At 58.5% G+C, this 20039-nt stretch carries 15 protein-coding genes; 3 read left to right on the forward strand and 12 right to left on the reverse strand.

Annotated features, from left to right (window positions below):
- Positions 1-363 precede the first annotated feature (363 nt).
- From apaH to lptD, 6 genes are read right to left on the reverse strand one after another with little or no spacing between them, the layout of a single operon-like run.
- On the reverse strand, positions 364-1212 hold the full coding sequence (gene apaH / locus CWM53_RS17355; RefSeq protein WP_074386888.1) for a bis(5'-nucleosyl)-tetraphosphatase (symmetrical) ApaH: 849 nt from the start codon (positions 1210-1212) through the stop codon (positions 364-366).
- Positions 1213-1216: 4 nt separating this feature from the next.
- The gene (gene apaG, locus CWM53_RS17360) at positions 1217-1594 is read right to left on the reverse strand and encodes a Co2+/Mg2+ efflux protein ApaG (protein ID WP_004204274.1); all 378 of its coding nucleotides are present in this window, start codon (positions 1592-1594) and stop codon (positions 1217-1219) included.
- Between the two features lie 2 nt (positions 1595-1596).
- Entirely contained in the window at positions 1597-2418 is an 822-nt protein-coding gene (rsmA, locus tag CWM53_RS17365) for a 16S rRNA (adenine(1518)-N(6)/adenine(1519)-N(6))-dimethyltransferase RsmA (protein WP_074386887.1), read from the reverse strand.
- Positions 2415-3404, reverse strand: a complete 990-nt coding sequence (pdxA, locus tag CWM53_RS17370; protein ID WP_100676351.1) for a 4-hydroxythreonine-4-phosphate dehydrogenase PdxA — start codon at positions 3402-3404, stop codon at positions 2415-2417. Before pdxA ends, rsmA begins: the two co-directional genes overlap by 4 nt.
- Positions 3405-3409: 5 nt before the next feature.
- On the reverse strand, positions 3410-4696 hold the full coding sequence (surA, locus tag CWM53_RS17375) for a peptidylprolyl isomerase SurA (protein ID WP_061155793.1): 1287 nt from the start codon (positions 4694-4696) through the stop codon (positions 3410-3412).
- A 54-nt stretch (positions 4697-4750) separates the two neighbouring features.
- Positions 4751-7099: an LPS assembly protein LptD gene (gene lptD, locus CWM53_RS17380; RefSeq protein WP_074386886.1), complete on the reverse strand. Its 2349-nt coding sequence runs from the start codon at positions 7097-7099 to the stop codon at positions 4751-4753.
- Positions 7100-7342: 243 nt separating this feature from the next.
- Between lptD and djlA the strand changes: the two genes are divergently transcribed.
- Positions 7343-8170, forward strand: a complete 828-nt coding sequence (djlA, locus tag CWM53_RS17385) for a co-chaperone DjlA (protein WP_074386885.1) — start codon at positions 7343-7345, stop codon at positions 8168-8170.
- A 32-nt stretch (positions 8171-8202) separates the two neighbouring features.
- On the opposite strand, the gene CWM53_RS17390 is transcribed toward djlA, so the two are convergent.
- Entirely contained in the window at positions 8203-8901 is a 699-nt protein-coding gene (locus tag CWM53_RS17390; RefSeq protein WP_074386884.1) for a response regulator, read from the reverse strand.
- Positions 8891-10516, reverse strand: a complete 1626-nt coding sequence (locus CWM53_RS17395; RefSeq protein ID WP_061155789.1) for a sensor histidine kinase — start codon at positions 10514-10516, stop codon at positions 8891-8893. Before CWM53_RS17395 ends, CWM53_RS17390 begins: the two co-directional genes overlap by 11 nt.
- 323 nt (positions 10517-10839) lie before the next feature.
- On the opposite strand from CWM53_RS17395, the gene CWM53_RS17400 reads away from it, so the two are divergent.
- Positions 10840-12204: a 2-hydroxycarboxylate transporter family protein gene (locus CWM53_RS17400; protein ID WP_008807467.1), complete on the forward strand. Its 1365-nt coding sequence runs from the start codon at positions 10840-10842 to the stop codon at positions 12202-12204.
- A 179-nt stretch (positions 12205-12383) separates the two neighbouring features.
- On the forward strand, positions 12384-12923 hold the full coding sequence (citX, locus tag CWM53_RS17410; RefSeq protein WP_008807466.1) for a citrate lyase holo-[acyl-carrier protein] synthase: 540 nt from the start codon (positions 12384-12386) through the stop codon (positions 12921-12923).
- A 42-nt stretch (positions 12924-12965) separates the two neighbouring features.
- Here the strand turns inward: citX and rluA are convergent, their stop codons facing one another.
- From rluA to araD, 4 genes are all read right to left on the reverse strand, one after another.
- A complete protein-coding gene (gene rluA / locus CWM53_RS17415) occupies positions 12966-13625 on the reverse strand; it encodes a bifunctional tRNA pseudouridine(32) synthase/23S rRNA pseudouridine(746) synthase RluA (protein WP_074386882.1) in 660 nt (219 codons plus the stop codon).
- 11 nt (positions 13626-13636) lie between these two features.
- Positions 13637-16543, reverse strand: coding sequence for an RNA polymerase-associated protein RapA (rapA, locus tag CWM53_RS17420; protein WP_061155787.1), 2907 nt, complete (start codon positions 16541-16543; stop codon positions 13637-13639).
- Positions 16544-16729: 186 nt separating this feature from the next.
- Positions 16730-19087, reverse strand: coding sequence for a DNA polymerase II (gene polB / locus CWM53_RS17430; protein WP_100729990.1), 2358 nt, complete (start codon positions 19085-19087; stop codon positions 16730-16732).
- A gap of 148 nt (positions 19088-19235) precedes the next feature.
- Positions 19236-19931, reverse strand: a complete 696-nt coding sequence (gene araD, locus CWM53_RS17435; protein WP_012968949.1) for an L-ribulose-5-phosphate 4-epimerase — start codon at positions 19929-19931, stop codon at positions 19236-19238.
- Between the last annotated feature and the right edge of the window lie 108 nt (positions 19932-20039).

Raw genomic sequence — 20039 nt, forward strand, 5'->3', positions numbered from 1 at the left:
AGGCGTTAGCCGCCACCCGACACAAAAGTGGCTTCGCGCCCGCTGTTGTTGCCCGGCGGCGCTGCGCTTGCGCGGGCCTACGGGACTGCGTCATGTTTCTGATCGCGGGCTTCGTCTTTCGGAGCGCTGCCCGGGTGACAAATCGCAAGGAAATGTAGGTCGGGTAAGGCGTTAGCCGCCACCCGACACAAAAGTGGCTTCGCGCCCGCGGTTGTTGCCCGGCGGCGCTGCGCTTGCGCGGGCCTACGGGACTGCGTTATGTTTCCCGTCGCGGGCTTCGTCTTTCGGGAGCGCTGCCCGGGGCGACAAATCGCAAGGAAATGTAGCCCGGATAAGGCGCAACGCGCCGCCATCCGGGAAGACTCAGGACGCGACGGCTTCGCCTTCGTCGAGGCTTTTCTGGCGGTTCGACGGCTGGGTGAAGTACTGCTTATCTTCCCAGCGCAGGCAGGTGAGTTCACCGCCCCAGCAGCAGCCCGTATCCAGGGCGTAAATCCCCTCTGGCGTACCGCGTCCCTCCAGTGAAGCCCAGTGGCCAAAGGCAATGCTGTAGGCATTGCTGACCGGGCCAGGAATGGCAAACCACGGCTTCAGCGGCGCCGGGGCGTCCTCGGGCGCCTCTTTCGAATACATATCCAGCTGGCCGTTCGGGAAGCAGTAGCGCATGCGGGTAAAGGCATTAGAGATAAAGCGCAGGCGCGCCAGACCACTCAGCTCGTTGCTCCAGTGATTCGGCATGTCGCCATACATGGCATCGAGGAAGAAAGGGTAGGAGTCGCTGGAGAGCACCGCTTCTACATCGCGCGCGCACTGCTGGGCGGTCTCCAGATCCCACTGCGGCGTGATGCCCGCGTGGGCCATCACCAGCTTTTTCTCTTCATCCACCTGCAGCAGCGGCTGGCGACGCAGCCAGTTGAGCAACTCATCGGCATCCGGGGCTTCCAGCAAGGATTTCAGACGATCCTTCGGCTTGTTACGGCTGATACCGGCGAAGACGGCCAGCAGGTGGAGGTCATGGTTGCCCAGCACCAGTCGCACACAGTCGCCCAGAGATTTGACATAGCGCAGGACCTCCAGCGACCCCGGGCCACGGGCCACCAGATCGCCGGTCAGCCATAGCGTATCGCTGCCCGGGTCGAATTCAACCTGCGCTAATAATGCGATCAGTTCATCGTAGCAACCGTGAACGTCGCCAATAAGGTATGTTGACATTGTTTTAATGAATGAGCGTTGGAACTGCGAGACGGAACACAGGGATCTCGATACGGAACGGCGCGCCGTCGATATCGATCATCTCATAATGACCCTGCATGGTTCCCAGCGGCGTTTCGATGACCGCGCCGCTGGTATATTGATATTCACCGCCAGCGGGAATATGCGGTTGCTCGCCGACCACCCCTTCACCCTGCACTTCAGTCTCACGACCGTGGCCGTTAGTGATGAGCCAGTAGCGGCCAAGCAGCTGAACCTGACTCCGCCCCAGATTGCGAATGGTGACCGTATAAGCGAAGACGTAACGCTCTTCTTCCGGAGAAGACTGCGATTCGATATAGACGCTTTGCACCTGAACGCAAACACGAGGCGAATTAATCATGGTTAGCTCTCCTTCGAAGGCAGATTGTTGGATAACCAGTTGGCCATCTTACAGTACTGCTCTACAGAAATATTTTCCGCACGCACTGCCGGGTCGATGCCCAGCTCGGTCAGCACTTCAACGCTAAACAGATTGCCGAGACTATTGCGGATGGTCTTACGGCGCTGGTTGAAGGCTTCGGTGGTGATGCGGCTCAGTACCCGGATCTCTTTTACCGGATACGGCATGGTGCGGTGCGGCACCAGGCGAACCACCGCGGAGTCGACCTTAGGCGGCGGGGTAAACGCGCTCGGCGGCACTTCGAGTACCGGGATCACCTGGCAATAATATTGCGCCATCACGCTTAACCGACCATACGCCTTACTGTTCGGCCCGGCAACCAGACGATTGACCACTTCCTTCTGCAGCATAAAGTGCATATCGGCAATGGCATCAGTATAGCTGAACAGATGGAACATTAGCGGCGTCGAGATATTGTACGGCAGGTTACCGAAGACGCGCAGCGGCTGGCCCATTTTCTCCGCCAGTTCGGCGAAGTTCATGGTCATCGCATCCTGCTGATAGATGGTCAGCTTCGGTCCGAGGAACGGGTGCGTCTGCAGGCGAGCTGCCAGATCGCGGTCCAGTTCGATAACGGTCAGCTGGTCAAGACGTTCGCCGACCGGCTCGGTCAGCGCGGCGAGACCTGGGCCGATTTCAACCATCGCCTGGCCTTTCTGGGGATTAATCGCCGAGACGATGCTGTCGATCACAAACTGATCGTTGAGGAAGTTCTGCCCGAAGCGTTTACGGGCTAAATGGCCCTGATGGACTCGATTATTCATTGGGTATTAACAATCATTTTGATGGCGAGATTAAGCGCCGTGATAAAACTGCCGACGTCCGCTTTTCCCTGACCCGCTAATTCCAGTGCGGTGCCGTGGTCGACGGAGGTACGAATAAAAGGTAAACCGAGCGTAATGTTCACGCCACGGCCAAAGCCCTGGTATTTTAGCACGGGCAGGCCTTGATCGTGGTACATCGCGAGTACCGCATCGGCATGGTCAAGGTATTTGGGCTGAAAGAGGGTATCTGCCGGCAGCGGACCGCTGAGGTTCATCCCCTTCGCGCGCATCTCTTCCAGCACCGGAATGATGGTATCTATCTCTTCCGTGCCCATATGGCCGCCTTCGCCAGCGTGCGGGTTAAGCCCGCAAACCAGCACATGCGGCTGGGCAATGCCAAATTTCGTGCGCAGATCGTGATCGAGAATGGTGATGATCTCGCGCAGCAGCTCGGGCGTTATCGCTTCGCTGATGGCTTTCAACGGCAGATGGGTCGTCACCAGCGCCACCCGCAGCTCCTCGGTCGCCAGCATCATCACCACTTTGCTGGCCTTCGCGCGCTCTTCGAAGAACTCGGTATGACCGGTGAAGGCGATGCCGGCGTCGTTGATGTTGCCTTTGTGCACCGGGCCGGTCACTAACGCCGCAAATTCGCCGCTAAGGCAGCCGTCGCAAGCGCGCGCCAGCGTTTCCACGACATAGGCGCCGTTTTGCACGCTCAGCACGCCGGGTTCCGCCGGAACGTTCAGCGGTACGTTAAGCAGCGTTAGCGTACCAGCGCGTTGCGGAACGGACGGTTGCGCAGGATCGTATGGGCGGAGAGATAAAGGAAGACCGAGCCGCTGGGCTCGGTCAGTTAACAGGGCGCCGTCGGCGCAGATCACCAGCTCAACTGGCCAGTCGCGCTGGGCAAGCTGCACGACCAGGTCAGGGCCAATCCCGGCGGGTTCGCCGGGAGTGATGACAACTTTACGGATTTCAGGCATCGATATTAGTTGCTCAGAATTTTAACATACGCACTGGCGCGCTGTTCCTGCATCCAGGTTGCCGCTTCTTCAGAGAATTTGCGGTTCATCAGCATGCGGTATGCACGATCTTTCTGCGCGGCATCGGTTCTGTCGACCTGACGGCTATCCAGCAGTTCGATCAGATGCCAGCCGAAGGAAGAGTGCACCGGTCCGCTGGTCTGCCCTTTGTTCAGACGCATCAGCGCATCGCGGAATGCCGGATCGAAGATATCCGGTGTCGCCCAACCTAAATCACCGCCCTGGTTCGCCGAGCCCGGATCTTCAGAGAACGCTTTCGCCGCTTTGGCGAAGGTGGTTTTCCCGCTCTTAATGTCAGCCGCGATCTGTTCCAGCTTGGCCTGGGCCTGGGCATCGTTCATGATCGGCGACGGCTTAAGCAGAATATGACGGGCATGGACTTCGGTGACGGAGATGTTCTGGGTACCGCCGCGCAGGTCGTTGACTTTCAGAATGTGGAAGCCGACGCCAGAGCGAATCGGGCCGACGATATCCCCTTTTTTGGCGGTGCTTAACGCCTGGGCGAAAATACCTGGCAGCTCCTGGATACGACCCCAGCCCATCTGGCCTCCCTTCAGCGCCTGTTGGTCAGCGGAGTAGGTGATGGCCAGTTTACCGAAGTTGGCGCCGTTACGCGCTTGCTCAACGATGGAATTCGCTTGCTCCTGGGCTGCGGCAACCTCATCCGCGGTCGGGTTTTCCGCCAGCGGGATCAGGATGTGGCTCAGGTTAAGCTCGGTGCTGGCATCGTTCTGGTCGCCAATCTGTTTTGCCAGCGCTTCGACTTCCTGCGGCAGCACGGTGATACGACGACGCACTTCATTGTTACGCACTTCCGAAATCAGCATCTCTTTGCGGATCTGGCTACGGTAGGTGTTGTAGTTGATGCCTTCATAGGCCAGACGGCTGCGCATCTGATCCATGGTCATGTTGTTTTGTTTAGCGATGTTGGCGATGGCCTGATCGAGCTGGTCGTCAGAGACCTTCACGCCCATCTTCTGCCCCAACTGCAATACGATCTGGTCCATGATCAGTCTTTCGAGGATTTGATGGCGCAGGGTCGCGTCATCCGGCAGCTGTTGACCAGCCTGACCCGCATTGAGCTTAACTGATTGCATCAAACCATCGACGTCGCTTTCCAGCACGACGCCATTATTGACGACGGCCGCTACTTTATCGACCACCTGAGGGGCAGCGAAACTGGTATTCGCGATCATGGCGATACCGAGAAGCAGCGTTTTCCAGTTCTTCATACTTTTTCCATTTCAATTAACCGCAAATGCGGACGATGTTGTAAACCAGCCGCATCACAGGGAGCTCTGGTACGGTAAAATGTTCGAACGCAGCATCTGCTGGGTGCCGAGGCCGTAGTTAGAGCTCAGACCGCGCAATTCAATATTGATTCCGAAGGTGTTGTCGTATTTGCTCTCGCCGCCGTTGTTGTTGCTATCCCAACCGTTGACTTTACGTTCGTAGCCAAGACGGATGGCGTAGCAGCAGGAGTTATACTGAACACCCAACATCTGGTTTGCTGCTTTACGGGTATTGGTATCGAAGTAGTATGCCCCGACCACGGACCAGCGATCGACGATCGGCCAGCTGGCGGTCATCCCCACTTGCGAAATACCCTGTTTATATTGTGCCGCTGTGGAATATGACGGCAGTGTAGCCTGAATATATTCCGGGCTGGCGTAACGATAGTTAAGCTGGACTAAGCGGTTTTCATCACGACGGTATTCAATGGTGCCGTTACCGGTGGCGACGTTATCCAGACGGGTGTCGTACTGGATCCCCCCGCGTAAGCCCCAGTCATCGGCAATGCGCCAGAAGGTGTCGCCAGCCCATACCAGTGAACCCGTGGTGTCATTATTTTCCCAGTTGATGTTGTCATCACCGGTGCGTGACTCGGTGAAATAATAGATTTGACCAACGGAAATATTAAAACGTTCCACGGCGGCGGCATCATACACGCGAGAGGTGATGCCGGTGGTGACCTGGTTGGCTGACGCGATGCGGTCCAGACCGCTGTAGGTACGGTCGCGGAACAGGCCGCTGTAGTCTGACTGCAGTAGCGTGGAGTCGTAGCTGCCGATTTCACTCTGATCGCGGTACGGCACGTACAGATACTGCATGCGCGGTTCCAGCGTCTGAGTGAATCCCTCTTGCAGGTCGCGCTCAAAGACCATTTTACCGTCGACTTTAAACTGCGGCATTACACGGCTGACGGACTCTTTGTAGTTGGTACCGTTGGCGGCGTTGTAATCATCGAGGTTGCTCTGCTGGTAGTGGGTCGCTAGCAGCTTGGCTTCAGTATTCAGACTACCCCAGCCGTTGGACAGCGGCAGGTTGATCGTCGGTTCGAAGTGAACACGGGTCGCTTCCGGCATGTTGTTATTCGAGTTAACAAAGTGAGCGACCTGGCTGTACAGATGGGTATCGAACGGACCGACATCGTTCTGGTAGTAGTTGATGTCCAGCTGCGGCTCAGCCGAGTAGGAGTTGCTCGATTCCCGGTTAAAGACCTGGAACTGCTTGGTCGATACCGTCGCGTCAAAGTTCTGGTTGACGTAACCGGCGCTGAATTTCTGCGTCGCATAGCCATCGGTACTGGAACCATATTTCGAGCTGAAATCGCTGAAATAGTCTGGATCGCTCACCTTGGTGTAGTCAGCGTTCAGACGCCACACCTGATCGATAACCCCGGAGTGGTTCCAGTAGAACAGCCAGCGGCGGCTGTTGCTGTCTTTGGAGTGGTCGTCTTCGTAGACTTTATCCGACGGCAGGTAGTCGAATTCGGTTAAGCCGCTGCCGAGCTGGGTCAGATAGCGGAATTCGTTTTCCCACATCACGCCGCCGCGTTTGTTCATATAGTGCGGGGTGATGGTGGCATCGAAGTTCGGCGCAATGTTCCAGTAGTACGGCAGGGAGAATTCCACACCGTTTTTGGTACTGTATTTAGCGTTCGGGATCAGGAAACCGGAACGACGTTTATCGCCCACTGGCAACTGCAGGTAAGGGCTGTAGAAAATCGGTACCGAGCCCAGCTTAAAGCGGGCGTTCCAGATCTCGGCAACCTGCTCTTCACGGTCGTGGATGACTTCGCTGCCCACGACGCTCCAGGTGTCTGAGCCCGGCAAACAGGAGGTAAAGCTGCCGTTTTCCAGAATGGTATAGCGGTTTTCGCCGCGCTGTTTCATCAGATCGGCGGTGCCACGCCCCTGGCGTCCGACCATTTGATAATCGCCCTGCCAGACGTTGGTGTCTTTGGTGTTCAGGTTTGACCAGGCTTTAGGCCCTTTGAGGATCACCTGGTTATCGTCGTAATGGACGTTGCCCAGCGCATCCACCGTTCGCACCGGTTGCGCCTGGCCTGCTGCCTGCTGCTGATGCAGCTGAACTTCGTCGGCACGGAGGCGGCTGTTCCCTTGATTAATGTCGACGTTACCGGTGAAGACGGCATTATCAGGGTAGTTGCCCTTCGCATGATCGGCATTAATCGTCACCGGCAACTCGCCAGGTCTCCCTTCCACGAGTGGACGATCAAAGCTTGGCACGCCAAGCATACATTGCGTTGCGAGATCGGCAGCGAGGCCTTGTTGGCTATACAAGGCGCTGGCAATCATCGTAGCCAGGAGGCTGGGAATACGTTTTTTCATACGTTGTATTTATTGTTCCATCATCTTGTGGCAGCGGCTTGCAAACGGTCAGAGCCTAACTTACTCAACTTTATCACGCTAGTGTTAATCCTGCCCGTTTCGAGCCCGAGCGTTAGGCACCCTGTTGAATGACGAGTATGATAAAGCAAATTATAGGCTATGTCCCACAATTGACCGAGGCGCGAGTGCCGGGTAACGTGCGGTCATATTCGAGCTTAACGGCGATAAACAGTTGGGGAGTCTATGCAGTATTTGGGTAAAGTGATTGGCGTGGCGGTGGCTTTGCTGATGGGCGGTGGGTTTTGGGGCGTCGTGCTTGGCTTCCTGGTGGGACATATGTTTGACCGGGCGCGCAGCCGCCGGTTGAATCTCTTCGCTAATCAACAGGAACGCCAGTCGCTCTTCTTTTCCACCACTTTTGAAGTGATGGGGCATCTGACCAAATCCAAGGGCCGCGTCACCGAAGCTGATATTCATGTCGCCAATGTGCTGATGGATCGCATGAACCTGCACGGCGCATCGCGTACGGCGGCACAGCAGGCGTTTCGCGACGGTAAAGCCGACAACTATCCGCTGCGCGAGAAGATGCGTCAGCTACGTAGCGTTTGCTTTGGCCGCTTCGATCTGATTCGGATGTTTCTGGAAATTCAGCTGCAGGCCGCGTTTGCTGATGGCGAATTGCACCCCAACGAACGTGAAGTGCTGTTCGTCATCGCTGACGAGCTTGGCATCTCCCGCGCCCAGTTCGATCAATTCCTGCGGATGATGCAGGGCGGCGCCCAGTTTGGCGGCGGTGCGCAGCAGCAATCGTATGGTCAGCACGGCGGTAATGCCGGCTGGCAGCAGGCGCAGCGCGGGCCAACCCTCGAAGATGCCTGCAATGTGCTGGGGGTGAAACCGACCGATGACGCGGCGACGGTGAAGCGCGCCTATCGTAAGCTGATGAACGAACATCACCCGGACAAGCTGGTGGCAAAAGGGCTGCCGCCGGAAATGATGGAGATGGCCAAACAGAAAGCCCAGGAGATCCAGAAGGCCTGGGAGCTGATCAAAGAGCAGCGCGGCTTCTGAGTTTTCCTGCCCCTCCCGTCCGGCGAGGGGCTTTAGCTTTTAGGCTGCGCGCGTCGGTACAGCCGCCGCGGATGGCCGATTTTTCCGTACAGCATCTCCACTTCCAGAAAGCCGGTCTCAACGCCGTGTTCCAGATAGCGCCGGGCGGTGGTTTTGCTGAGCCCGGCGGCGCTGACCACCTCATCGACGGAAAAACAGTGCGCTTCCCGACCGCTAAACAGCCCCTGTACCAGCGCCAGCGTCTTCTCTTCAATGCCCTTACTGCCATTATCCACGCGATAGTTCTTTGCCTGCAGTTGATAGAGCGAATCGACGTTCTGCTGATCGACGATTTTCCATTCCCGCTGCTGATCGTAAAACTGGATAAAGCGCTCAAGCGACTGGCTCAGCCGCTTCCACGAAACGGGCTTGAGGATATAGTCGAAGGCGCCGTTACGGATTGCCAGGCTGCAGGTTTCCATATCGCTGGCGGCGGTAATAAAGATCACCGAGCAATGGGTGGTCGCCAGCACCGGGTCAGTCATCAGCGTGACGCCTTTGCCGTCCGGTAAATAATTATCCAGCAGCACCAGCTGCGGCGGACTGGCGTGGAGCAGTTGCCGCGCCTGAGCGAGGGAGGCCGCCATGCCTGCCAGCCGCAGTCGCGGGTGTTTTTGCACAAGCTCGGCGTGCAGGCGCGCCAGCTCGCTCTCATCTTCAATGATCAGCACATCGACCAGGTCATGATGCATCGTGGGCCTCCGTTTGCGGACAGGCGGGCGCATCGGCCGGGATAAACAGGGTAAAGATGGCTCCCCGCGGCGCGTTGTCAGCGACTTCGATGGTGCCGCCCGCCTGAGTGACATAATGTTCAATAAGATACAGACCAATGCCGTGATCGCCACGGGTTTTGGTGGTCACGCCACGCTCAAAAATGCGGTCGCGAATATCAGGACGGATGCCGACGCCGCGGTCGGCCACTTCGATGATCAGCTCCCGGGCGTTGAGCTGAATCAGTACTTCCACGGGCTCGTGCGGAAGCTCGGCGCGCTGCGTGGCTTCGATGGCGTTATCCAGCAGATTGCCGATAATGGAGATCAGTTCGGATTCCTTCAACGACGGCAGCGGACGATCGATACGGCAGGCCGGGTCGAAGCTCAGCTCAACCCCTTTTTCGCGAGCACGGGTGGCCTTGCCCAACAGCAGGCCGCACAACGTCGGCGAGTGGAAGTGCGAGGAGATGAAATCCAGCAGCTCCTGGGCATGCTCCGACTGGGCCTGAATATAGCGGATCGCTTCGTCATAGTGGCCCATATGCAGCAGGCCGGAGAGGGTGGTCATCCGGTTGAGCTGCTCGTGGCGCATGATGCGCAGGTTGTCGACATAGCGCTTCACCTGGCTGAGCTGGGCGGTGAGGGCATTGATTTCGTTGCGGTCGCGGAAGGTGATCACCCAGCCCTGCAGCGTATTCTCCAGCATAATGCGCACCCGGCTGGCGAGCACGGTCAGCTGGTTGAAGCGGCACAGTTCGTCATGGGTGTCACGCTCGAGCATGTCGTCGCTGGCGAAAAACGGCTGCGGCGAAATGACGCTGTCGATCGACTGGCCGCGCAGCTGGCGGGCAGGCTGGCTGAGCTCCAGCAGGCTGCGGGCGGCATGGTTAATCACCTCAATGCGCCGCTGGTGATCGATGACAATCACCCCTTCAAAGATAGACTCCATCATTGCCTTTTGCTGACGTACCAACAGGCCTATCTCTCGCGGCTCGAGCGAAAAAATCTGCTTCTTGATACTGCGGGTAAAATACCAGGAGAAGATAAACAGGGCGATGAGCAGCAGGACGGCGGCTATAAAAATATTGATCACTTTGGTCAGCGTGATGCTGTCGAGATAGCTGGTGAGGTAGCCAACGGAGACAATACCGATCACCCGCCCCTCGTCATCGACGATGGGCGTTTTGCTGCGCAGCGAGACGCCCAGGCCGCCTTTGCGAATGGTGGTGATGGTGTGCCCCTCCAGTACCGCCTGGTTGTCGCCGCCGACCAGCCGCGTGCCAACCCACTCCGGATGGACGGAGTGAAACAGATGCACGCCCTGGCGGTCGCCGATGACGATAAAACTGGCATCGCTATGGGCGGCGATTTGCTGCATAAACGCCCGAATCGCCTGCGGGTCGTGCTGGCTGACCTGCTGGCGTAAATTAGGCATCAGGGCTATCTCTTCGGCCTGAATTTTGGCCCGGCCACTCATTTCCTGATACAGCTGGCGGCTGGCATCAAAATAATAATAAATGCCCAGCGCAATAAAGAGGACCGAGAAAAAGGCGACCAGCGAAATAAACAGCTTATATTGAAAAGATACTTTCATAGGTCCCGGACAGCGTATTCACCATACCGGCACTCTATCATTTTTCTGTCACGTGACGTAAATGTTAAGGAAAAGTTGTGATCGCCTGCGCAGGCGCTGACTGTCGGCGGGGGGCTCGACGGAAATAACGCGTCAGAGAGAATAAACACCATAAAAACCACGACAATAAATCAGAGATATATCACCCCTGCGCGGTTCCGCGAATAGAAACCATAAAAACCATAGTGACCATTAAAACTTCTTTTTTAATCTGGGGAGCTTCACATTAACGACGCCGCTGTCCCTTTACGCTGAAAATGAATAATAACGACAGGGCTGAATTTATGAGCACCACAGACAATGCATTCTCTGCAACCCTTGAACCGATCAATACGCCGAAAACCACGCTGAAGCAGCGCTGGTGGCACATCATGGATAACTGGAAGGTAGGGATCGTCCCGCTGCCGCTGTTTTTGCTGGCCGGGGGGCTGATTGCCCTCGACTGCCTTGGCGGTAAACTGCCGAGCGATATCGTGGTGATGGTGGCCACCCTGGCTTTCTTTGGCTTCGCCTGCGGCGAGTTTGGTAAGCGCCTGCCGGTGCTGGGGAAACTCGGCGCGGCGGCGATCTGCGCCACTTTTATCCCTTCCGCGCTGGTCCACTACGGTCTGCTGCCGGACGTGGTCGTGGAATCCACGACTAAATTCTATAAATCCACCAACATCCTCTATCTCTACATCTGCTGCATCATCGTCGGCAGCATCATGAGTATGAACCGTACCACGCTGATTCAGGGCTTTCTGAAGATCTTCTTCCCGATGCTGTGCGGCGAAGTGGTTGGCATGCTGGTGGGCATCGGCGTCGGCACGCTGCTGGGCATGGAGCCGTTCCAGGTGTTCTTCTTTATCGTGCTGCCGATCATGGCCGGTGGCGTGGGGGAAGGGGCGATCCCGTTGTCGATGGGTTACGCCGCGCTGATGCATATGGAGCAGGGCGTGGCACTGGGCCGGATATTGCCGATGGTGATGCTCGGCAGTCTGACGGCGATCGTTATCTCCGGCTGCCTCAACCAGCTCGGCAAGCGTTCCCCGCATCTCACCGGTGAAGGACAACTCATGCCGAACCGCAGTAATGAAACCCGTAGCCTCGGCGAGAGCGAAGGCGTGAGCGGCAAAACCGACGTCGGGACCCTGGCCTCCGGCGCGTTGCTGGCGGTGCTGCTGTATATGATGGGGATGCTTGGCCACAAGCTGATTGGCCTGCCGGCGCCGGTGGGCATGCTGTTCCTCGCGGTGCTGTTAAAGCTGGCTAACGTGGTGTCGCCGCGCCTGCAGGAGGGATCGCAGATGGTGTATAAATTCTTCCGCACCGCGGTGACTTACCCGATCCTCTTTGCCGTCGGCGTAGCGATCACCCCGTGGCAGGAGCTGGTAAACGCCTTCACGCTGACCAACCTGCTGGTGATCGTCAGTACCGTCTCGGCGCTGGTGGCGACGGGGTTCTTTGTGGGTAAAAAAATAGGGATGCACCCGATCGATGTGGCGATTGTCTCCTGTTGCCAGAGCGGGCAGGGCGGCACCGGCGATGTGGCGATCCTGACCGCCGGTAACCGCATGAGCCTGATGCCGTTCGCGCAGATCGCTACCCGGATCGGCGGGGCGATAAATGTCTCGCTGGGACTGCTGTTCCTCAGCCACTATCTGGCGTGATTAAACGCTGCGCTAAGCGATAAATCTGCCATTTTCCGCTACAGAACGCAGAAAATATCTGCGTTCTGTATCCTAAATGCTCCTCATTTAGCGTTACAATCAGCGCGCGATCGGCTATCGCATCCATCATCATGACAGCCCAGGCGCTGTCGCATTTATCATATGTAGGAGAGGAATTAATGTCAGTGGATACTCCCGCCCAGGCGGGCGTCAGCATCGATGCATTGCTGGCGGCGAAAGAGCAGCGTGCAGCCCGCCAGGCTGACTGGCTGGCCCATTATCAGCAGCCTGTTATTTCCCTGACCCTGGTGACCCCGGGGGCGGTGAAAGACAGCATTCGCTATCGCAACATGATGGGCGTTGCCCTCCAGGCCTGCGACCAACTGCTGTGGAAGCACCGCTGGCAAGCGCTGGATCGTCAGGTGCTGTGGTTGCCGACCGGGCCCGAAGCGCTGTGGTGCGTGGCGCACCCGGCCAGCGAAATCAAAGCGATGTGCAGTACGCTGGAGCAGAGCCATCCGCTGGGACGCCTGTGGGATATCGATGTGATCTGTCCACAGAACGGGCAGGTAGGTCGTCAGTCGCTGGGTGAGTCGCAGCGCCGCTGTCTGCTGTGTGATGAGCCTGCGCACGCCTGCGCGCGCAGCCGTCGACACGACACCGATCTCGTCGTGGCGCGCGTTGAGCAGATGATTGATGCGTGGTTTGCCCGCGACTAACGGGTCAGTATTCCCCGGCGGCAAGGCGGCACCGGGGACGTCCTAAAAGTCGACCGGCGCGCGAAAGGTCATCGCGTTGCCGTAGGCAGGGTGGGTGATGGTGAGCGTCTCGGCGTGCAGCAGCAGACGCGGGGCCATCGCCAGCGCCTCCGGCGTGGCGTAAAAGCGGTCGCCGAGAATCGGATGCCCCAGCGCCAGCATATGCACGCGCAGCTGGTGCGAACGTCCGGTAATCGGCTTCAGGCGCACGCGGGCGGTATTATCCTCTGCGTACTCCAGCACCTCATATTCGGTTTGCGCCGCTTTGCCGGTTTCATAGCACACCTTCTGCTTTGGCCGGTTCGGCCAGTCGCAAATCAGCGGTAAATCCACCAGACCTTCCGCCGGCTGCGGATGTCCCCAGACGCGGGCGACGTACTGCTTTTTCGGCTCGCGCTCGCGGAACTGACGTTTCAGTTCACGCTCCGCGGCCTTATTCAGTGCCACCACAATCACACCGCTGGTGGCCATATCAAGGCGATGCACCGATTCGGCCTGCGGGAAGTCGCGCTGAATGCGCGTCATCACGCTGTCTTTATGCTCATCAAGACGACCGGGTACGGACAACAAGCCGCTTGGCTTGTTGACCACCATGATGTGCTCATCCTGATACAGGATCACCAGCCAGGGATCCTGCGGCGGATTGTAGTTTTCCATCGCCATTTCGCGTTCCGTTACTGGTGGGTGACGACGATCAGACGCAGGGCGTCCAGACGCCACCCGGCCTGTCCCAGCGCCTCCAGCACCTGCTGACGGTTGCTTTCGATCGCCGCCAGTTCGTCGTCACGGATGTTCGGGTTCACCGCCTTCAGCGCTTCCAGGCGCGACAGTTCCGCTGTCAGTTTATCATCGGCTTCGCGACGCGCCGCGTCGATCAGCGTCTGCGCCGCTTTGGCGATCTGCGCTTCGCCCTGCTGCAGAATCGCGTGAACGTCCTGCTGCACCGCGTTGACCAGTTTGCTGCCGGTGTGGCGGTTAACCGCGCTCAGCTGGCGGTTGAAGCTTTCAAACTCCACCTGGCCGGCGAGGTTGTTGCCGTTTTTATCCAGCAACATGCGGACCGGCGTCGCTGGCAGGAAGCGGTTAAGCTGCAGCTGTTTCGGCGCCTGCGCTTCGACCACGTAGATCAGCTCCAGCAGCAGGGTGCCGACCGGCAGCGCCTTATTCTTCAGCAGGGAAATGGTGCTGCTGCCGGTATCGCCGGAAAGGATCAGATCCAGACCGTTGCGGATCAGCGGGTGTTCCCAGGTGATAAACTGCGCATCTTCACGCGACAGCGCCACGTCACGCTCGAAGGTGATGGTGCAACCGTCTTCCGGCAGGCCCGGGAAGTCCGGGACCAGCATATGGTCGGAAGGGGTCAGGACGATCAGGTTTTCACCGCGGTCATCCTGGTTGATGCCGACGATATCGAACAGGTTCATCGAGAAGGCGATCAGGCTGGTGTCGTCATCCTGCTCTTCGATGCTCTCCGCCAGGGCCTGGGCCTTCTCGCCACCGTTAGAATGGATCTCCAGCAGGCGGTCACGGCCCTGCTCCAGCTGCGCCTTCAGGGCGTCATGCTGCTGGCGGCAGGATTTGATCAGATCGTCAAAGCCGTCGGTGGATTCCGGTGCTGCAAGGTAGTTGATCAGTTCATCATGGACGCTGTCGTAGACGGTCCGACCGGTCGGGCAGGTATGTTCGAAGGCATCGAGGCCTTCGTGATACCAGCGCACCAGCACCGACTGCGCGGTCTTTTCCAGGTATGGAACGTGGATCTGGATATCGTGTGCCTGGCCGATACGGTCGAGACGGCCGATACGCTGCTCAAGCAGATCCGGGTTAAACGGCAGATCGAACATCACCAGGTTGCTGGCGAACTGGAAGTTACGTCCTTCGGAGCCGATTTCGGAGCACAGCAGCACCTGGGCGCCGGTGTCTTCTTCGGCAAACCACGCCGCGGCGCGGTCGCGTTCGATAATCGACATCCCTTCATGGAACACCGCGGCGCGGATGCCTTCGCGCTCGCGCAGCACCTGCTCCAGCTGTAGCGCGGTGGCGGCTTTGGCGCAAATCACCAGTACCTTCTGCGAGCGATGGCTGGTCAGGTAGCCCATCAGCCACTCGACACGCGGGTCGAAGTTCCACCAGGTACCGGTATCGCCTTCAAATTCCTGATAGATCTGCTCCGGATAGAGCATGTCGCGCGCGCGCTCTTCCGCGGTTTTGCGGGCGCCCATAATACCGGAGACTTTGATGGCCGTCTGGTACTGGGTCGGCAGCGGCAGACGAATGGTGTGCAGCTCGCGTTTCGGGAAGCCTTTGACGCCGTTACGGGTGTTACGGAACAGCACGCGGCTGGTGCCGTGGCGGTCCATCAGCATGGAGACCAGCTCCTGGCGCGCCGCCTGAGCGTCTTCGCGATCGCTGTTAGCAGCCTGCAGCAGTGGCTCGATATCCTGCTCGCCGATCAGATCGCCAAGGGTATTGAGTTCATTATCGCTCAGCGTGTTGCCTGCCAGCAGCAGGGCGACGGCGTCGGCGACCGGGCGGTAGTTTTGCTGTTCTTCAACAAACTGCTCGAAATCGTGGAAGCGGTTTGGATCCAGCAGACGCAGACGCGCAAAGTGGCTCTCCATACCCAGCTGTTCCGGCGTCGCGGTCAGCAGCAGAATGCCCGGCACGCGTTCGGCCAGCTGTTCGATCGCCTGATATTCACGGCTCGGCGCCTCTTCGCTCCACACCAGATGGTGCGCTTCATCGACCACCATCAGGTCCCACTCGGCGTCGCACAGGTGCTCCAGACGCTGCTTACTGCGGCGCACGAAGTCTAAAGAGCAGATCACCAGCTGTTCGGTTTCAAACGGGTTGTAGGCATCGTGCTGCGCTTCGGCATAGCGCTCGTCGTCGAACAGCGAGAAGCGCAGGTTGAAGCGGCGCAGCATTTCCACCAGCCACTGGTGCTGGAGGGTTTCCGGGACCACGATCAGCACGCGCTCGGCGGCGCCGGAGAGCAGCTGCTGATGCAGGATCATCCCGGCTTCAATGGTTTTACCTAAGCCCACTTCATCAGCCAGCAGGACGCGCGGCGCGTGACGACGGCCCACATCGTGGGCGATATTCAGCTGATGCGGGATCAGGCTGGTGCGCTGGCCGCGCAGGCCGCTCCACGGCATGCGGTACTGTTCGCTCTGGAACTTACGCGCGCGGTAGCGCAGGGCAAAGCGGTCCATACGGTCAATTTGACCGGCAAACAAGCGGTCCTGCGGCTTGCTGAACACCAGTTTGCTGTCGAGTAGCACTTCACGCAGAGTCACGTTAGCTTCCTCGGTGTCCAGCCGGGTACCGGTGTAGGACAGCAGCCCGTTCTCTTCATTCACTTCGTCAACGTGGAGCTGCCAGCCTTCGTGGCTGGTGATGGTGTCTCCCGGGTTAAACATCACGCGGGTGATCGGGGAATCGTTGCGAGAATACAGACGGTTTTCGCCGATGGCGGGGAAAAGGAGAGTGACCATGCGCGCATCCAGCGCTACCACCGTTCCTAATCCTAGTTCGCTCTCTGTGTCGCTAATCCAGCGTTGACCAAGTGTAAAAGGCATATGTGTTCGGCTCTTTGTTCTTTAATTGCAGGCAATAGTTGATCATCTCCATGAATAATCGGAGATGCGTCAAAATTGGGGCCAGGAATGGAAAGGGCGCTATATTACTGGATGGAGGAACGTTCGTCACCTCCTCCGCACCCTTCATTTTTCGGCTTTTGTGCCTGTGGAAGGGGTGAGAAAAAATCAAAATAGTCCCAGCTGCCCTGTCACTATTGTAGCAAAGTCATCGTTGACGAAGGGCAGGATCCCTTCCGCCACTGGCTGCAACTGCTTTGTTAAATAGTGATCATAATCGAGCGGCGACAGCTGGTAATCCACCGGCTCCGGGCCGCTGGTGGTCCAGACGTATTTAATGGTGCCGCGCTGCTGATACTGCTGCGCACGTCCCCGCTTCAGGTTGTGCTCATCGGCAAGCCTGGCCGCGCGTACGTGCGGCGGTACGTTGCGTTGATACTCGGCCAGCGGTCGGCGCAGGCGCTTGCGGTAAATCAGCTGTTCGTCGAACTCGCCGTTCATCAGCCTGGCGATAGTCTCCCGCACATAGTCCTGATACGGCTGGTTGCGGAAGATGCGCAGATATAACTCCTGTTGGAACTGCTGGGCCAGCGGCGTCCAGTCGGTACGCACCGTCTCCAGCCCCTTAAACACCATGCGCTGGGCATCGCCCTCCTGAATCATCCCGGCATAGCGCTTCTTGCTGCCAGTATCGGCGCCGCGGATCGTCGGCATTAAAAAGCGGCAGAAGTGGGTTTCATACTCCAGCTCCAGGGTACTGGTCAGCTGGCTTTTGCCAAGCTCCTGCGCCCACCAGGCATTGACGTCTCTGACCAGCTCTCGGCCGATTTCTGCGGCCTGCGCTTCGCTGTGCGGGCGTTTCAGCCAGACGAAGGTGGAGTCGGTATCGCCGTAGATAACGTCATAGCCTTTGGCTTCAATTAACGCTTTGGTCTGGCGCATGATCGCGTGGCCGCGCATGGTAATCGACGAGGCGAGACGCGGGTCGAAGAAGCGGCAGGCGCTGGTGCCCAGCACGCCGTAGAAGGCGTTCATGATGATCTTCAGCGCCTGAGAGAGCGGCTTATTATGCTGGCGTTTGGCTTCATCGCGGCCGTGCCAGATCTGCCCGACGATCCCCGGCAGGCAGTGCTTGTCGCGCGAGAAGCGGGCGCCGAGAAAGCCCTCGGTACTGTGCTGGTCATCGGGTTGCGCCAGGCCTTCCACCAGGCCGACCGGATCGATTAAAAAAGTGCGAATAATCGACGGATACAGGCTTTTATAGTCCAGCACCAGTACCGAGTCATACAGGCCAGGGCGAGAGTCCATCACGTAGCCGCCGGGGCTGGCCTGCGGCGGTACGTCGCCAAGATTCGGCGCCACGTAGCCCAGGCGGTGCATACGCGGGAAATAGAGATGGCTGAAGGCGGCGACCGAACCGCCGTGGCGATCGGCGGGCAGGCCGTTAACCGTCGCCCGTTCGAGCAAAAACGGCATAATCTCGGTTTTGTGGAAGATCCGCGTGACCAGCTCGCAATCCTGGAGGTTATAGGTTGCCAGCGCTGGTTTATCTTCATGAAAACGGCGATCGATTTCGTCCATGCGATCCCACGGATTGTCGATGGCTTTGCCTTCGCCCAGCAGCTCGCGAGCCACGGCCTCGAGTGAAAAGGAGGAGAAATTCCAGAACGCCGATTTTAGCGCGTCGATGCCGTCGATAATCAGCCGCCCGCAGGCCTGGGTGAAAAAGACGCCGTTCTTAAAACCGTGCTCGCGCCACTCCAGCTCACTGTTGCCGCGGCCAAGACGCAGGGGGATGCGGTAGCGCTCGGCGTGCTTTTGCAGGACGCGGAGATCGAACTGCACCACGTTCCAGCCGATCAGCACGTCGGGGTCGTGTTCGGCAAACCAGGCGTTGAGCTTTTCCAGCAGCAGGGGGCGGCTGGCGATGTAGACCAGCTCGAAGTCGACGTCTGGCGGCGTTTCCGGTTCGGGGCCCAGCATGTAGACCACCCGCTGGCCGCAGCCTTCCAGCCCGATGCAGTACAGCTCGCCGTGGCGGCTGGTTTCGATATCCAGCGACACCCATCTCAGCGGCGGGCGATAGTCAGGGTTCGGTTTCATGCGCGCGTTGACCAGCTGCGAGCCGCGCATTTCGCCTTCCACCCACACCGGGGCGGTAATAAAGCGCTCCATCAGGTAGCGCTCCGGCGGGCGGATATCGCCCTCGTAGACGGTGACGCCGCTGTCGCGGAGCATCTTCTCCAGACGCATCAATTGACGATGGGCGCGGCAGTAGAGGCCGACAACCGGTTGCCGGTGGAAATCTTTCAGGGCCAGCGGCGCGAAGCGGAAGCCTTTCTCCCCCTGCAACAGCCGTTCAGCCTGCGCCCGCTGCGCTTCGGGGATAAAGGCAACGGACTCCTGCGGCGGGAGTGTGACTTGCAGCGGGCCGTCGTCGGTGGCCAGCCAGAAGGAGAGCTCGGTGCCCTGCGGGGTGTCCCGCCAGTGACGGGTGAGTAAAAAACCTGCTCGTGGCTGGGTCACGGGTATTCTCGCCGATAAAAAACCAGGCCTGATTATAGCCTGGTTTCTCAATAGGTGCTGGGGTTTTATACAGTTATTCGGTGCTAAGGTGGCCCCGGATTGCGGCTTGCGCCTTATCCGGTCTACCAGACGGTGGCGAGCAGGGTGATTATTGGCCGTAGTAGGCTTTAGCCCCGTGCTTACGCAGATAGTGCTTATCGAGCAGCGTTTGTTGCATATCCGGCAGCTGCGGCGCCAGCTGGCGGCAGAAGATGCCCATATAGGCGATCTCTTCCAGCACGATGGCGTTATGCACTGCGTCTTCGGCATTCTTACCCCACGCAAACGGGCCGTGGGAATGCACCAGCACGCCGGGCATCTGCGCCGGGTCGATTCCCTGCTGACGGAAAGTTTCGACAATTACGTTGCCGGTTTCCCACTCATATTCGCCGTTGATCTCCGCATCGGTCATCAACCGGGTGCAGGGGACCGGGCCATAGAAATAGTCAGCGTGGGTGGTACCGGTCGCTGGAATGGATTGCCCGGCCTGCGCCCAGATGGTGGCGTGGCGTGAATGGGTATGCACAATACCACCCAGCGTCGGGAAGGCCTGATACAGCAGGCGATGAGTTGGGGTATCCGACGAGGGCTTCTTATTGCCTTCCACCACCTCGCCAGTCTCCAGACTGACCACCACCATATCGTCGGCGGTCATCACGCGGTAATCCACGCCGGAGGGTTTGATAACCAGAACGCCCTGGTCGCGGTCGACGGCGCTGACGTTGCCCCAGGTTAAGGTCACCAGATTATGCTGCGGCAGCGCTAAGTTGGCTTCCAGAACCTGGCGTTTAAGATCTTCTAACATAATGTGCTCCGAATAGCAGGCGAGTCGGGTATCCCTCACCCCGGCCCTCTCCCAACGGGAGAGGAAGAAAGGCGGCATGACGCCCTGTCGGTATCCTCTCCCCAACGG

Source organism: Klebsiella sp. A-Nf5, from assembly GCF_002810545.1.
Lineage (GTDB): Bacteria > Pseudomonadota > Gammaproteobacteria > Enterobacterales > Enterobacteriaceae > Klebsiella > Klebsiella variicola.

Coding starts and splice junctions, on each gene's coding strand:
- apaH (WP_074386888.1), bottom strand. CDS start 1,212: ATGTCAACATACCTTATTGGCGACGTTCACGGTTGCTACGATGAACTG.
- apaG (WP_004204274.1), bottom strand. CDS start 1,594: ATGATTAATTCGCCTCGTGTTTGCGTTCAGGTGCAAAGCGTCTATATC.
- rsmA (WP_074386887.1), bottom strand. CDS start 2,418: ATGAATAATCGAGTCCATCAGGGCCATTTAGCCCGTAAACGCTTCGGG.
- pdxA (WP_100676351.1), bottom strand. CDS start 3,404: ATGCCTGAAATCCGTAAAGTTGTCATCACTCCCGGCGAACCCGCCGGG.
- surA (WP_061155793.1), bottom strand. CDS start 4,696: ATGAAGAACTGGAAAACGCTGCTTCTCGGTATCGCCATGATCGCGAAT.
- lptD (WP_074386886.1), bottom strand. CDS start 7,099: ATGAAAAAACGTATTCCCAGCCTCCTGGCTACGATGATTGCCAGCGCC.
- djlA (WP_074386885.1), top strand. CDS start 7,343: ATGCAGTATTTGGGTAAAGTGATTGGCGTGGCGGTGGCTTTGCTGATG.
- CWM53_RS17390 (WP_074386884.1), bottom strand. CDS start 8,901: ATGCATCATGACCTGGTCGATGTGCTGATCATTGAAGATGAGAGCGAG.
- CWM53_RS17395 (WP_061155789.1), bottom strand. CDS start 10,516: ATGAAAGTATCTTTTCAATATAAGCTGTTTATTTCGCTGGTCGCCTTT.
- CWM53_RS17400 (WP_008807467.1), top strand. CDS start 10,840: ATGAGCACCACAGACAATGCATTCTCTGCAACCCTTGAACCGATCAAT.
- citX (WP_008807466.1), top strand. CDS start 12,384: ATGTCAGTGGATACTCCCGCCCAGGCGGGCGTCAGCATCGATGCATTG.
- rluA (WP_074386882.1), bottom strand. CDS start 13,625: ATGGCGATGGAAAACTACAATCCGCCGCAGGATCCCTGGCTGGTGATC.
- rapA (WP_061155787.1), bottom strand. CDS start 16,543: ATGCCTTTTACACTTGGTCAACGCTGGATTAGCGACACAGAGAGCGAA.
- araD (WP_012968949.1), bottom strand. CDS start 19,931: ATGTTAGAAGATCTTAAACGCCAGGTTCTGGAAGCCAACTTAGCGCTG.